This window comes from Corynebacterium phocae (assembly GCF_008693075.1).
In the GTDB taxonomy this organism is placed as follows: domain Bacteria; phylum Actinomycetota; class Actinomycetes; order Mycobacteriales; family Mycobacteriaceae; genus Corynebacterium; species Corynebacterium phocae.
Window position 1 is genome coordinate 208351 of record NZ_VXKJ01000037.1, and the last position, 14636, is coordinate 222986.

At 58.9% G+C, this 14636-nt stretch carries 11 protein-coding genes; 10 read left to right on the plus strand and 1 reads right to left on the minus strand.

Features of this window, described 5'->3' with window-relative positions; genetic code table 11:
- Positions 1-33 precede the first annotated feature (33 nt).
- Genes def through F4V58_RS05290 form a run of 3 tightly spaced genes read left to right on the plus strand, consistent with a single transcriptional unit; the run spans position 34 to position 3062 of the window.
- Complete coding sequence (gene def / locus F4V58_RS05280) at positions 34-543, plus strand: peptide deformylase (RefSeq protein ID WP_075733978.1); 510 nt, start codon at positions 34-36, stop codon at positions 541-543.
- A gap of 48 nt (positions 544-591) precedes the next feature.
- Positions 592-1545, plus strand: a complete 954-nt coding sequence (fmt, locus tag F4V58_RS05285) for a methionyl-tRNA formyltransferase (protein ID WP_075733980.1) — start codon at positions 592-594, stop codon at positions 1543-1545.
- The gene (locus F4V58_RS05290) at positions 1542-3062 is read left to right on the plus strand and encodes an RsmB/NOP family class I SAM-dependent RNA methyltransferase (protein ID WP_075733982.1); all 1521 of its coding nucleotides are present in this window, start codon (positions 1542-1544) and stop codon (positions 3060-3062) included. The genes fmt and F4V58_RS05290 overlap by 4 nt, the downstream gene beginning before the upstream one ends.
- A gap of 75 nt (positions 3063-3137) precedes the next feature.
- On the opposite strand, the gene F4V58_RS05295 is transcribed toward F4V58_RS05290, so the two are convergent.
- Positions 3138-7025: a hypothetical protein gene (locus F4V58_RS05295; protein ID WP_075733984.1), complete on the minus strand. Its 3888-nt coding sequence runs from the start codon at positions 7023-7025 to the stop codon at positions 3138-3140.
- An 812-nt stretch (positions 7026-7837) separates the two neighbouring features.
- On the opposite strand from F4V58_RS05295, the gene rpe reads away from it, so the two are divergent.
- Genes rpe through uvrC form a run of 7 tightly spaced genes read left to right on the plus strand, consistent with a single transcriptional unit; the run spans position 7838 to position 14632 of the window.
- Entirely contained in the window at positions 7838-8503 is a 666-nt protein-coding gene (gene rpe, locus F4V58_RS05300) for a ribulose-phosphate 3-epimerase (RefSeq protein WP_075733986.1), read from the plus strand.
- Between the two features lie 30 nt (positions 8504-8533).
- Positions 8534-9556 carry a bifunctional diaminohydroxyphosphoribosylaminopyrimidine deaminase/5-amino-6-(5-phosphoribosylamino)uracil reductase RibD gene (gene ribD / locus F4V58_RS05305; RefSeq protein WP_075733988.1) on the plus strand — a complete coding sequence of 341 codons (1023 nt, stop codon included), beginning with the start codon at positions 8534-8536 and terminating at the stop codon, positions 9554-9556.
- A 29-nt stretch (positions 9557-9585) separates the two neighbouring features.
- Positions 9586-10230 (plus strand): riboflavin synthase, encoded by a 645-nt coding sequence (locus F4V58_RS05310; RefSeq protein ID WP_075733990.1) that lies wholly within the window; start codon positions 9586-9588, stop codon positions 10228-10230.
- Positions 10223-11488, plus strand: a complete 1266-nt coding sequence (locus tag F4V58_RS05315; protein ID WP_075733992.1) for a bifunctional 3,4-dihydroxy-2-butanone-4-phosphate synthase/GTP cyclohydrolase II — start codon at positions 10223-10225, stop codon at positions 11486-11488. Before F4V58_RS05310 ends, F4V58_RS05315 begins: the two co-directional genes overlap by 8 nt.
- Positions 11481-11972 carry a 6,7-dimethyl-8-ribityllumazine synthase gene (gene ribH, locus F4V58_RS05320; protein WP_075733994.1) on the plus strand — a complete coding sequence of 164 codons (492 nt, stop codon included), beginning with the start codon at positions 11481-11483 and terminating at the stop codon, positions 11970-11972. Before F4V58_RS05315 ends, ribH begins: the two co-directional genes overlap by 8 nt.
- A 45-nt stretch (positions 11973-12017) precedes the next feature.
- Positions 12018-12581, plus strand: coding sequence for a PH domain-containing protein (locus F4V58_RS05325; protein WP_075733996.1), 564 nt, complete (start codon positions 12018-12020; stop codon positions 12579-12581).
- A 14-nt stretch (positions 12582-12595) separates the two neighbouring features.
- Positions 12596-14632, plus strand: a complete 2037-nt coding sequence (uvrC, locus tag F4V58_RS05330) for an excinuclease ABC subunit UvrC (protein ID WP_075733998.1) — start codon at positions 12596-12598, stop codon at positions 14630-14632.
- Positions 14633-14636 lie beyond the last annotated feature (4 nt).

The window sequence follows — 14636 nt, forward strand, 5'->3', positions numbered from 1 at the left end:
GAGGGCAGAAACGTTCACTGGAAAGGACACCACGTGGCAATTAGGGACATTCGTCTGTTCGGAGATCCGATCCTTAACACGGAAGCAGCAGAGATCACGGAATTTTCTCCCTCCGTGCGCACGTTGGCGCTCGATATGCTTGAGACCATGGAAGACGCCGGCGGGGTAGGCCTGGCCGCTAACCAGGTGGGGATTGCCAAGCGAATCTTTGTCTACGACTGCACTAAGGTGCAGCCCGGAATGCGCGGGGTGCTCATCAACCCCACCTGGCAGCCGTATGGGTCAAAGTTGCAGCGGGGTAGGGAGGGCTGTTTGTCCATCCCCGGCATTTCGGTTGACACCACCCGCTACCAGACTGTCACTGTCAGCGGTTTCGATATGGAAGGCCGCCCAGTTGGCTTTGTGGTCTCTGGCCTGATGGCCCGCTGCGTCCAACACGAAACGGACCATCTGGACGGCGTGCTGTTCCTCCAGCGGCTGGATCCGGAGGACCGCAAGGCGGCCATGCGGGAAATCCGGCAATCTGACTGGTTTAATTCCTAGGGGACCGACCGTCTTAAAAACAATCGACAACAGAAAGCAACGAAGATTATGCGAATTATTTTTGCCGGAACACCCGAGCCCGCGGTGGTGGCCTTGGAAAGCCTCCTTGCCTCAAAACACGAGGTAGTGGCCGTTATAACCCGCCCTGACGCGCGTAAGGGTCGCGGCAGGACGCTACACCCTAGTCCTGTGAAAGCGCTAGCCCTGGAGCATGACATAGAGGTGTTGACCCCAACTAGCCTCAAACCCGACACTGAGGATGGACAGGCTCTGCGCGCCGCGTTGGAGCGGTTGCGCCCGGACGCTATCCCGGTGGTTGCCTACGGAAACCTCATCACGCCTGATTTGTTAGACGCGGCTCCGCACGGCTGGGTGAACCTCCACTTTTCGCTGCTTCCGGCGTGGCGGGGCGCGGCACCTGTGCAGGCGGCCATTGCCGCTGGAGACCGGGTCACGGGCGCTACTACGTTCCGGATAGATGAAGGCCTGGATACTGGTGTTATTTTAGGCACGGTGAAAGAGGAGATTCTGCCCACCGACACTGCCGATGACCTTTTGACCCGCCTAGCCTACAAAGGCGCGGACCTGTTGGTAGAGACCATGGACGGCCTAGAAGCGGGGGACATCACAGGCAAGGAGCAGGTGGGTCAGGCGACGTACGCGCACAAAATCACCACCGAGGACGCCCGCGTCCCCTGGGATACTGATGCCGCTGGGGTGGACCGCCACATCCGCGCGCACACCCCGGGCCCAGGCGCCTGGACGCAGCTGCAAGGACAGCGTTTCAAGGTAGGCCCCGTGACCATCACGGAGCGGGAGGATCTGAGCCCGGGTGAGATAGCACAGACCAAGTCAGCGCTATTCGTGGGCACCGGTAGTGTGGCGGTAGAGTTAGGAAAAATCCAGCCACCAGGAAAGAAGATGATGGCGGCAGCGGACTGGGCACGCGGTGCCCTCAAGACGGGTGCGGACAAAGATGAAAGCGGAGTGATGTTTCAATGAGCGGTGGTTTTAGGTCACGGTCAAAATCCGGAGAAGAAAAGCCTGCGCAGCGCACGAAAGCGCGGGCGGACATTGATAAGGGCCGCCGGCCCCACAAGGACCAGGGCGGACGTTCACAGCGCCCCCCGGCGCGAGAAAATCACCGCCAACACCAGGCCAGCAACATGATTGTGGCGGCCGGCAAGGTGGGCGTAGACATCCCGCGGGCAGTTGCCTTCGACACGCTGCTGCGCGTGGAACAAGATCAAGCCTATGCCAACCTGGTGCTACCCAAGGCGCTGACCAAAGCTAAGCTTTCCGGCCGGGACGCCGCCTTTGCTACGGAGGTTACCTACGGTACGTTGCGTACCCAAGGGGTCTTGGACGCGGTTATAGCTAAGTGCTCCAACCGGAGCCTAAGCGAGCTGAGCGTGGAGGTTCTGACCGCCCTGCGGTTAGGCGTCTATCAGGTTCTTTACACGCGCGTGGAGCCACACGCGGCTGTCGATACGACTGTGCGCCTGGTGGAAGCAGCGGGCCACGAGCGCGCCAAGGGCTTTGCCAACGCCATCATGCGCAAGGTCACGCGCAAGCCGGGGCCCAAGTGGATGGATGAGTTGCGCCCGGATGGCGAAGTAGCCGGTATTGCCTTCGAGCACGCCCACCCCGCGTGGATAGCCGAGTCCTTTGCCAAGACCGTTGGTCTCAGTGAGCTTCCCGAGGCGCTTGCCGGGGATTCCCAGCGGCCCATAGTCCACCTGGTTGCGCGCCCCGGTGAAATCACGGCGGAAGAATTGGCGCTAATAACTGGCTGCGAGCAAGGAAAGTACTCGCCTTACGCCGTGTATATGGAGTCCGGGGATCCGGGGGCGTTGGAACCCATCCAGCAGAAGTTGGCGGCGGTCCAGGATGAGGGCTCGCAGTTGGTTGCCCGCGCCGTGGCGCAGGCCCCTGTGGAAGGCGAAGATAGCGGCCGGTGGTTGGATCTGTGTGCCGGCCCCGGAGGTAAGGCTGCTTTGCTGGGCGCACTAGCCCGGATCGACCAGGCTGCGGTGGACGCCGTCGAGGTTTCCGCGCACCGGGCTGAGCTAGTACGCAGGACCGCCGAAGGCCTGCCGGTGAAGGTCAAGGTGGCTGATGGCCGCGACCCGGGGTTAGAACCCGGCTATGACCGCGTGCTAGTGGACGCGCCCTGCTCCGGCCTGGGTGCGCTGCGCCGCCGTCCGGAAGCCCGCTGGCGCAAGGAAGAGTCCGATATCGCTGAGCTGGTCCCGCTGCAGTTCGAGCTGCTTGCCTCAGCGCTTAAGCTGGTGCGCCCGGGCGGCGTAGTGGTGTACTCAACCTGCTCACCGGATCTGCGGGAAACGCGCGCTATAGTTGACCGCGCGGTGGCGGAACTGGGTGCGCAGGAGTTGGACGCCCACCAGCTTGTCCCCGATATGGGAGACACCGGGCGCTTTAAGTCAGTTCAGATGTGGCCTCACCGCCACGGCACGGACGCCATGTTCTTCGCGGCGCTGCGCCGCAAAGATTCTTAGCCAAAAGGCTTTTAAGCCCCTTCCGCCACTTTTACGTGACGGGAGGGGCTTTAGCGCGGGGGTTACAAGCAGGGTTTAGTTGCTGGAACCTTCCTCCGGTTTAGCCGTGGTGGTCGGGTTTACATCCGAGGAACCCTTGGCGTCCGAGGAACCCTTGGCGTCCGTGGAGGATTGCTCCGGGTTTTCGGAATTGGAAGAACCGGCGGGTTTGTCTCCGTCTTTAGAGCCGTCGCCCAAGAGCTTGGCTCCCAGGCCGGTGCTGCTGCCGGTTTCGCCTTTCCCTGCGGTACACATGTGACCGAAGTAGGCGATAGCTGCGATAGCAGCCAGACTGCCTCCGATGATTTGGACCACGTCGGTGCGGATACCCAGCGCCCGGTTAAGCGGCTCGATAAGCGTATTGAGCTGGATGCGGAGGTTTCGCATCCACTCCGGTTCCTGGAAGTTGCCTAGTCCAAATGGGTTGTTGTTCTGAGAAGACCCGGCTTCCGCGCCGATGGAAGCTGCCACGCGCTGGACTTCGGGACCCATGGTCTGCAGAATTGGCCCACCGATGGCGGCCAGGAGGCCTATCGGCAGCAGGAACAGCAGTGGCGAGTCAACAATGTTGTAGACGCACTGGTTGATTCCGTCAGATGAGCTGCCGTTGTTCTGGACAATGACTTCCTTTTCCTTGGTTTGGATTACCACAATAATCCTGTGATTAGTCTTGTTGCCGTCACCGTCAGTAGTGGTGATGTTGAACTCGTAGCTTCCTGGAGGCGTACCCGCCGGAGGAACAACAATGACTTTTCCGTCCTCGGTCTTAATATCCCAACCGTTGGGGATGTCCGAAGACTCGATGTTAGTGATGTTGATGAGGATGGGTAGTTCAATGCTGCCGTCACCTACGCCGGGTGTCACGATCGGATTGTCTTCGCCTGGCTTCAGATTGACCAGGACAACCTCACGCTCGCCGTCATCGGTGGTGATGGTGATGGTGAGCTTCTCACCGTTGGGGACAGAAGAATCCGGGTAAACAACCAGGTTGGGTCCATCAACGGTAACGTTCCAGTTGTCTGGGGTTTTGTTGATGTTGGTGATCTTTTTACCAACGTTAATCTTTTCGGTCTTGCCGTTTTCTACGACCTCAACGATGGTGTCAGGCGTTGTGCGCGGGGTGGCAGACTTCGGGACATTGATGAAGATGAAGGTGCGCTGTACCTTATTGCCCTCGGCGTCGGTAGTATTGACCGTCACCTCGCCGCGCTGGCCGGGCGTGGAATCCGGGCCCGGGGTGACAACTAGCTTGCCGCCCTCAATGCCGACCGTCCAGGAGTCCGGGATCTTTGTGGAATCAGCGATATCGACGATAGTGCTGCCCGGAATATCAAACTCGTTGCGCTCTTCCTTGTTAACAGCGCCAGTAATGGGCTGTGGAGCCGGTACGGCGTCCTCGGTGATGGTGACCCATTCCGTGGTCTTACCAGGCTTGCCGTTGTTGAATTCGTAACTGATATTGATCGGTACGAGGGGGCTTTCCGGCTGGTCTGCCGGCGGGGTTATCACGAGGATGCCACCGTCTTCAACCTTGACGTCCCAGCCATCTGGCACTTCTGTGACCTTGATGGTGGAGAGATCAACGTCGTCCGCGTTGTCAATGGCCACCCGGAACGGGTCTGCTCCCGGAGTAGTCACCGATGGCGGGAAGGAGGGGTCCGCGAGGTTGGTGACCACGGCGAAGTAGGCGTTGGTGGTGCCTTGGAAGGACGGGCTGTTCGCGGGGTTGAAAGCGTAATCCAGCGGAACAATGAGGGTGTCGCCGTTTACCGCGCCATCTGGAATCTGGGCGGTTACCACACCGGTTGCTGGGTCGATGGACAGTTTCCATTCGCGGCCCTGGGCGTCAGTGACGGTGTCTGGGGAGGCAAGTGTCAGGGTTTCGCCGTCTTTGAGCTCCGGAATGGTGGGCGTGTTGTCCACGGCGGTGCCTGGTTCACCGGTGACCAGAGTGTAGTTAGGGACCGGAACCTGTTTGACCTCCAAGGGGTAGAAGTCTGCCTTGGTCTTATAAGGTTCATCGTTTGGGTCGAAAAGAGCCAAGACAGGTACGGAGAGTGTTTCTTGCGGATCCGCGTCAACTGGCGCGGTAGCGGTAACGTCGCCGGTTGCCTCGTCAATGCTAAATTTCCAACCGTTTTTGGACAACGTGGAAACCGGTTGATTGTCCGCACCCTTGAGCGCGTACTTCGTAGGCTTCGAATTCTCGTAGCCAGACAGAACTGGATCACTGTGAATGTCGATTGAGGAGGTGACCGTAGCGCCCTGCCAGACTCCTTGGGTTGGGTATTCAGCGGCAAAGAGTTCGTTTGGCTGCGGCTTAATCTTGAAGATAAAGTGGCGTTGTAACTTGGAGTTATTGGAGAAGGTCAGCTCGGTGTTAAACACGAGGGTGTCCTTGGAGGACGCGTCCTTGGGCGCGGTTACCAGCAGCTTGGAAAGGTCATCGGAGAAGCTAACTTTCCAATCTTGTGGAAGGCTTTCTTCAACGATGCCAAAGTCAACATTGAAGGCTTCTTTGATTTCCTGAGCAGTTTTTCCGGTGTATTCGGAGCGAGAATCAAGGAGTGCCTCGTAATCCCAGGCAAGCTCCACGGTCTGGCCGGGCTTAATAAACCCGCGTTCACTATCTTCGCGGGAATCCGCGTAAGTGTAGCGGTGATTTACCTGATCATCGACCGGGACACTGGCTTTACCGATGTAGGAGTAATCGCGGAAGTAGGCATTCAAACCATTTCCGTCCGACCCTTGCGGTGCATTGCGAAGTGCGTCTTTGTACACCTCAGTCAGGGAGTCTGCCTTCATTGGCCCGGAGGTAGAGCGGTCACCAGGGGTCACCTGGAACTTCATGGCGTCTTCGTCGCGTGGCAAAGCAAATACCTTGAGTGTGATGTTGGTATCTTCCGCGACGTTGCCTTGGGTGTCTTTAATTCCGTTGGCGAAGGCCTCGTTTGGCAGCATCAGGTCGATGGTGCCGTCGTCTTTAACCTCTGCCGTGGCGTGTGTTCCGTCTGGGTTTTGGATGGGGGTTACCCCGTCCTTGTAGTAAGCGGCTGCTACAAAGCGGGTGTCAGCGGCGTGATCTCGCAGATCTTCGCTATTGGTGTTGACTTTGATTCCGGTGGCTTCCGTATGCCCGTCAACGACGATTGGAAGCGTTGTGGCTTGGTCCGAGTTAAGGGTGATGTTGATGCAATCATGCCGTTCCCATGGGTAGGGAAGGTACTCGAAGGACGCGTCATATTCGAAGTTTCCGGCATTGCTATTGGTGTAGGTTTTGGAGATGAGAGCGTAGCCATGTTTCCTGGAATGCAAGTCCTTCATAAATTCCGGATCTTGGTTCAACTCGTAAGAGTAGGTGTCTTCGTCAACGCCCTGGGCGGTGGGGTTCACATTTACTGCTATTTTGGTCGACTCCTGCGTTGGATCGGCGGGCAGGAGACCGTCCAAGTCGGCTAGGCTACCAAAGACTTCATCGCCGGCCTTGAGTTGTTCTGGGGAAGTGGCGGGATGCCGGTTGCCTTCAATCAACGTTCGGGCGTAGTGCAAGCTAAAGCCAGAGCGAGCTATGTAGCGTGCATTGGCGGCATCAGGATCATAAGACACCCCGAATTGTTGGGTGATTTCATGGGTAGCGCCTGCGGGAGCGTCCGGTCCGGCTGCAGTTTTTTGGCCCTGGTAGCGGTGGTAGGTCAATCCAGGGAAGGTGAAACTGGTTGAATTCAGCCTGCCTCCGGTTGTGGCGTGACAGCTATCCTGCGCTCCTGGTTGATTTATCCGACGGTCTTTGACCATCTGGTCCGATTCTGACCAGTAATCGATGAATTCTGTCTTCGCTGACGCGGCTGGGGTGACCACTACTGCGGAAGCTGAGCCAACTGCTATCGCAGTCACCAGTGCGGGAAAAAGTTTCCACTTTCTCATTTATTCTCCAAGTGTGAATAGGTCGGGTGCTGCCGGATTTTTGTGTAGTCAAAAAAGGAGACGGCGACCTCGATTAGTTTCATAGGACCGTAGAAAGACCGGGAATAAGCAGCGAGGGTTAGTAGCTTTCGCAGACTACATATTCCGTAGAGTTTCTATATCTCAATAGACTACTAGCTGGGTTAGGATTTTATTGTTTAACAAATATTTCTATGAGTGACATAAATTCTGGTTTAGAAGAGTCCGTGTTTCCAGATGTATGCCTTAAGGCTTTATCGTTTTCTCTTAGCTGGGGCGCAGATTTTAAGACCGGATTCCTCTGGCGTGATTTTCGGCGGTTTGACCAGCGAATTCGTATTTTGGGGTAGTTGGCCAGCCGGAGGATTTTTCTCCCGGTGGCGAAATTCTGGTTTAAAAGATTGGCGGAAAACCTTTAAAAATGGCCGGTTTGGAGCGTTACATATTTGGAGAAAAAACTCGGGAAATTTAATTAACCGTGAATAAAAGTACCCCCAAAAGGGGTGAGTCTAATCCGTCTTGGTTAACAAACTTTTAGGAAAAAGCTAGCTAATCGGTCTCATCAACGCCCGGTCTCATCAACGCCCGTATGGATGGCCGACTGGCCTTGGTCTGTGTCTGGAAAGCCAATACCGCTAGCTTGGTGCGTTGCCATGTTGGTGCGTTGCCATGTTGGTGACGAGCGCCAACTTGGAACGTATCTGCCACGGCTGAACAGTGAACGAACAGGCGTGGCGGCTGGGTGTGGCCGGGGTGGGCTTAAAAGCTGTGGTGAAACTGTTAGACTTTGGGGCATGAGTGCACCTATTATCTTGCCTTCCATTCTGGCCGCTGACTTCTCCCAGCTGGGTGAAGAGCTTCGCAGTGTGGCCAACGCCGACCGAATCCACGTAGATATAATGGACGGGCATTTTGTCCCCAATCTGTCCTTCGGCGCGGACGTTACCGCAACTGTAAATACAATCACAGACCAGCACCTAGACGTTCACCTGATGATCGAGAATCCGGGAAAGTGGGTCGAAGATTTTGCCAAGGCAGGCGCGGACACCATCGTCTTCCACGTGGAAGCAGTAGCGGACCAGGAGGCTGCGCTGGCGCTGGCCGCGAAGATTCGGGACTTGGGAGTTAAAGCCGGATTCTCCGTCAAACCCGGTACCCCTATCGAACCGTGGCTAGATAAGCTCGCGCACTTCGATGAGGTCTTAGTAATGACCGTGGAACCGGGCTTTGGGGGCCAGAAGTTCATGCCAGAGATGCTGGAAAAGGTCCGTAAACTCCGCAAGGCTATCGATAACGCGGGCTTAGATACCCTGATTGAAATTGATGGTGGCGTGGATGAAAACACTATCGGTGAGGGTGCGCGGGCCGGTTGCGACGCCTTCGTGGCTGGTTCAGCGGTGTTCAAGCAGTCCGACCGCGCGGCAATGGTGGAAAAACTGCGTGAACAAGCCACTGTTTAGCCACCGTATTCCCACGGGCGCAGTTAAAGAATGAATATCGATTTCGGGCTGGGAAACACCGCCGAATACCAGGTGGCCTTGCGCGCTGCCATGGAGCTGGGCCTGGCGGCCAAGGGCACTACGAGCCCCAATCCGCCGGTGGGTGCGGTGATAGTTGACAGCTCAGGGCGCGTGGTTGGCCGGGGTCACACCCAGCCGGTTGGCGGGCCGCACGCGGAAATTATGGCCCTGCGCAGCGCGGGGAACACAGCGCGCGGTGGCCTGGCCGTTGTGACCCTAGAGCCGTGCGCGCACACCGGCCGCACTGGGCCCTGCACGCAGGCCTTGATTAACGCCGGGGTGTCGCAAGTGGTGTTCCTGCACAGCGATCCCAACCCAGTGGCCAGCGGTGGGGCAAAGGCGCTCCAGGAAGCGGGGATTGCGGTACAGCAGGTGCAGGCACCGGAGGGCGCAGAAGACGCCCTGCTGCCGTGGCTAACCGCGACTCAGTTGGGCTGGCCCCACGTGACGTTGAAATTTGCCCAGACCCTGGACGGATTCACCGCCGCCACCGACGGCACTAGCCAATGGATAACCGGAGAAACCGCGCGCAACCACGTCCACGAGGACCGGGCCCGGCGCGACGCTATCATCATTGGTACGGGGACGGCGCTAGCCGACAACCCCTCGCTCACGGCGCGCTACCTGGACGGGCGGTTGCGCGAGAAACAGCCCCGCCGGGTAGTCATTGGAACTAGGGATATTTCCGCTGCTTCTAAGCTCCACGCGGCTGGCTATGAGCAATACGGAACCATTGACCAAGCGCTTAGCCAGCTATGGGATACCGGCGCGCGCGATGTCTTAGTAGAGGGCGGGGCCAGCCTGGCCTACGGCTTTCTTAAAGCAGGCAAAGTAGACGCTATCCAGGCCTACCTCGCGCCGGTGTTGTTGGGTGAGGGACGCGGTGTAGTCAGCGCCAGCTTGGCCGGGACCCTGGCGGATGCCGGCCGTTGGCGCACCGCTGGGGTACGCCACCTTGGTGAGGACGTATTATGGTTGCTTGCACAAAGCTAGTAGCCGAACCTAGGGGAAATCTTAAAGAAATGTTCACCGGAATTGTTGAAGAGATTGGCGTCGTGGAGGCCCAGGCGCGCCAAGGAGACTCCATTCGCCTAAGTATTCGCGGGCCGAAGGTCACCAGTGACGCCCGGCTGGGTGATTCCATTGCGGTCGATGGCGTGTGCTTGACCGTTGCGCACTTGGTGGATGATGTTTTTACCGCCGATGTCATGCAAGAAACCCTGGACCGAACCTCCTTGGGGCAGCTGAACCCGGGCGAGCTCGTTAACGTCGAGCGCGCACTGCTGCCCACCACGCGCCTGGGTGGCCACCTGATGCAAGGGCACGTGGACGGCACCTCCCGGCTGCTGCGACGCACGCCTTCGGAGCATTGGGAAGTCCTGCGCTTCGAGCTGCCCGCGTCTTTGGCGCGGTATGTGGTGGAGAAAGGATCCATTGCTGTCAGTGGCACATCCTTGACCGTGTCCCAGGTAGGGGAAGGCTGGTTTGAGGTCTCCCTGATTCCAGCCACGCTGCACGGGACCATACTGGGCACGCTGTTGCAAGGAGCCAGCGTCAACCTGGAGGTGGACGTGATGGCTAAATATGCGGAGAAGATGTTGGGGTCAGCGTTAGCCCCAAAAACGGTAAATGGTCCTTCACGGGCTAAGCTAGATCCCCATGACTAGCCAGACCGTCACCCTAGATCCGGTAGAACAAGCCATCGCGGATATCGCTGCAGGCAAAGCCGTTGTTGTCGTTGATAACGAAGATCGCGAAAATGAAGGGGATCTCATCTTCGCCGCTGAGCTTGCCACCCCGGAGCTAGTGGCCTTTATGGTGCGCTACACCTCCGGGTACATCTGCGTGACTTTGGAAGGCGAAGCCGCCCAGCGATTGGCGCTGCCGCCCATGGTGGCGCGTAACGAGGACGTTCGGGGCACCGCCTACGCGGTGACGGTGGACTTGGCCAACGGATCTACCGGGATTTCTGCGACTTCGCGCGCGCAGACTATCCGGCGCTTGGCGCAACCGGATGCCCAGGCCAATGAATTCACCCGCCCAGGCCACGTGGTGCCGCTTACCGCGCGCGCGGGTGGGGTGCTCACCCGCGACGGGCACACGGAGGCCGCCACAGATCTAGCCCGCCTAGCGGGGCTGCACCCGGCCGGGGTACTGTGCGAAATCGTTTCTGAGGAAGACCCCACGGACATGGCCCGCTCACCGGAATTGCGCAGCTTCGCCGACACCCACGGGTTGACCATGATTTCCATCGAGCAGCTCATCGAATGGCGTCGGAAAAACGAATCGCAGGTAGAGCGTGCCGTGGAAACGCGTCTTCCCACCAAGTTCGGTGATTTCACCGCTATTGGCTACCGCCACAGCGTGGGCGGACAAGAACATCTGGCCCTGGTGGCGGGCAAGGTGGAAGACCTAGCCGGGGCGCGCGACGTGCTGGTACGGGTCCATTCGGAGTGCCTGACAGGGGACATCTTTGGCTCCCGGCGTTGCGACTGCGGCCCCCAGCTGGAAGCGGCGCTTGGCGCGGTTTCCGCGGCCGGGCGCGGCGTGGTGGTCTACATCCGGGGCCACGAAGGCCGCGGGATTGGGCTTATCAACAAGCTCAAGGCGTACCAGCTACAAGACTCGGGCCTAGACACCGTGGACGCCAACCTGGAACAAGGGCTGCCGGAGGACTCCCGGGAGTATTCTGCCGCTGGGCAAATCTTGCGCGACCTGGGCCTGAAATCAATAAACCTAGTCACCAACAATCCCCACAAAGGGGAAGGCTTAGAAGGCTTTGGCGTGGAGGTCGTTGCCCGCACGCCGTTGGTTGTAGAGCCAAACCAAGACAACATCGGCTACCTGCGCACTAAACGCGACCGTATGCAGCACGACCTACCGCAGGTGGCGCGCTGGGATAAGGACAATGACAATCATGAGTAAACAAGGACTACCTGCAGTGGCACACGTAGACGCCAGCGGCTTGACCGTGGCCGTAGTTACCGCCACGTGGAATGCGGAGATTTGTGACCAACTGCACGCTCGGGCCGTGGAAACCGCCACCGCCTGCGGTGCAACCGTGGATGAGGTCCGCGTGATAGGTGCCCTAGAGATCCCCGTGGTCGCGCAGCTAGCGGCCCAACACTACGACGCCGTCGTGGCGCTGGGGTGCGTGGTGCGCGGAGGCACGCCCCACTTTGATTACGTGTGTGACTCCGTCACCCAAGGCCTGACCCGCATTGCATTGGATACCGCAACCCCGGTGGGAAACGGGATCTTGACCGTGAATGAGCAGGAGCAGGCCTATGACCGTGCGGGCTTTGCGGACTCGGCTGAGGACAAAGGCGCTGAGTCCATGGTGGCCGCTTTAGACACCGTGCTAAAAATGCGTAAACTAAGCACGTTGGCCGCGCAGCGCGGTCTGTAAAACCCCGAAAGACCCCCAAGCCGCCCGTGAAAAGGATGGAAGCGAATGACTGACACACCCCGGCACGAGGATCAGGCACCGCGTACTCAACAAACCCAACGCACGCTAAGCGAATCCGAGGTGTTGGCCTATACCAACGCTGACCCCTTTGCCATGACGTCCACCAAGCCGTGGGAATACGAGGCTAAATCGCCCTACCTGCGCAAAATCGCCATCGCGGTGGTGGTAGTGGTCATGGCCATCCACATCTTCATGGGCGTGACGTTGGACATTAAGTTCACCGGTGCCACCGTGACCACCATTGACAAGTTCGCCTTCCCCGGCGTGGGCCTGCTGATCTCCGTACTGGCATGGCTGGCGCTAACGCGTCCGCGCCTGCGGGCTAACTCCGACGGCGTGGAGATCCGCAACATCGTGGGAACTCGTTTCTACCCGTGGCAGGTTATCTACGGCTTGTCTTTCCCGGAGGGCTCGCGGATGGCGCGGATAGAGCTACCCGAGTTTGAATTCGTGCCAGTATGGGCGCTACAGGCGGGGGATAAGCCACAGGTAATTGACAAAGTGCGCACATTCCGTGAGCTCGAAGCCGCCTACATGCCGCAAGATTAAGGTGAGTTAAAACGGTGGCCGACCCGTCAACCTACCGCCCGGCGCCCGGAAGTATTCCTACGGACCCGGGGGTGTACAAGTTCCGCGATGATTCTAACCGCGTCATCTACGTGGGTAAGGCGAAGAACCTACGCTCCCGCCTGTCCAGCTATTTCCAGGATCTCACCCAGCTGCACCCGCGCACCAGGCAGATGGTGCTCACCGCCTCCCAAGTGGAGTGGACGGTGGTGGCCAGTGAGGTTGAGGCGCTCCAGCTGGAATACACCTGGATCAAGCGTTTTGACCCTTATTTCAACGTTAAATACCGCGATGATAAGAGCTATCCCATGCTGGCGGTTTCGGTAGGGGAGCAGGTTCCCCGGGCCTTTTTCTACCGCGGACCCCGCCGGAAAGGGGTGCGCTACTTTGGCCCTTATTCGCACGCCTGGGCGGTGCGTGAAACCCTGGATCTGCTGTTACGGGTCTTTCCCATGCGCACGTGCTCCAAGGGCGTCTACAACCGGCACCAGTCTTTGGGGCGGCCGTGCCTGCTAGGCTACATCGGCAAGTGTGACGCCCCGTGCGTGGGCCGGGTAAGCGTGACGGAGCACCGGGAGATAGTCAATGGCCTGGTGTCTTTTATGAACGGGCGCACCAACGAGGTCATCCGGGACCTGACCACCAAGATGGAGCAGGCGGCCGAAGACCTGGATTTTGAAAAGGCCGCACGGCTGCGCGATGACCTGGGCGCGGTTCAGAAAATCATGGAACAGCAAGCCGTGGTTTTTGGCGACGGCACGGACGCAGATCTCATTGCCTTTCACACCGATGAGTTGGAGGCGGCCGTGCAGATTTTCCACGTCCGCGACGGCCGGATCCGTGGCCAGCGCGGGTGGGTCGTGGAAAAGATCGGTGACGAAGACCCCGCACTGCCGGGTTTGCTGCAAGACTTCCTGGTGCAGTTTTACTCCGATGCCGCCCAGCGCCAGGCGCAAGAAGCCGCCGAGGACGCCAAAGTGTTGGCCGAGTCCGTCACCAGGCGCGGAGTGGACCAAGAATCCCACATCCAGGCCAAGCAGGTCCAGCCGGTGCCCCGGGAAATCCTGGTCCAAGCAATGCCCGCGGAAGCCCATGATGTAGCCCAGATTTTGAGTGCCCTGCGCGGCTCCCAGGTGGATCTGCGGGTCCCGCAACGCGGCGACAAGCGGGCGCTGCTGGACACGGTGGCCCGCAACGCCAAGGACCAACTGCGCCAGCACAAGCTCAAGCGGGTGGGGGATCTCACCGCGCGTTCGGCCGCGCTGCAAGATATCCAGGAAGCGCTGGGCATGGAAGACGCCCCGCTGCGCATTGAGTGTACGGATATCTCCCACATCCAAGGCACTGACGTGGTGGCCTCTCTGGTGGTTTTTGAAGACGGGTTGCCCCGTAAAGCGGACTACCGGCGCTACCGCGTCAAAGAAGCCGCTGGGGACGGCAGGTCAGATGACGTGGGCTCCATTGCGGAGATCACCCGCCGCCGGTTCAAACGCCATAGCCAGGATAAGCTGGCCCTTCCCGATGAAGAGGCGGAGGCGGCGACTTTCGCGGATGAAAAGGTAGAGGAGTCCAGTTCTGAGGCGGCGCGTAAATTCGCCTATCCGCCCCAGCTGTTCATTGTTGACGGTGGCGCACCCCAGGTCAAGGCCGCCCAAGCAGTGTTCGATGAGTTGGGAATAGTTGACGTTACCCTGGTCGGGCTAGCCAAGCGGCTGGAGGAAATCTGGGTACCCGGGGATGATGAACCGGTGATTTTGCCCAGGAACTCCCAGGCGCTGTTTCTCTTGCAGCAGATTCGCGATGAGGCGCACCGCTTTGCCATTAGCTACCACCGGCAGCAGCGCTCTAAGCGAATGCGGTCCTCAGTTTTGGACAGCGTGCCCGGCTTAGGTCCACAGCGGCGCACCGACTTGGTCAAGCACTTCGGGTCAGTGAAGAAACTGCGGGAAGCCAGTGTGGAGGAAATAGCGCAGGTCAAGGGGTTTGGTCCCAAGCTGGCGGAGACGGTCTATCAGGCGTTATTAAAAAAGTAGTAAA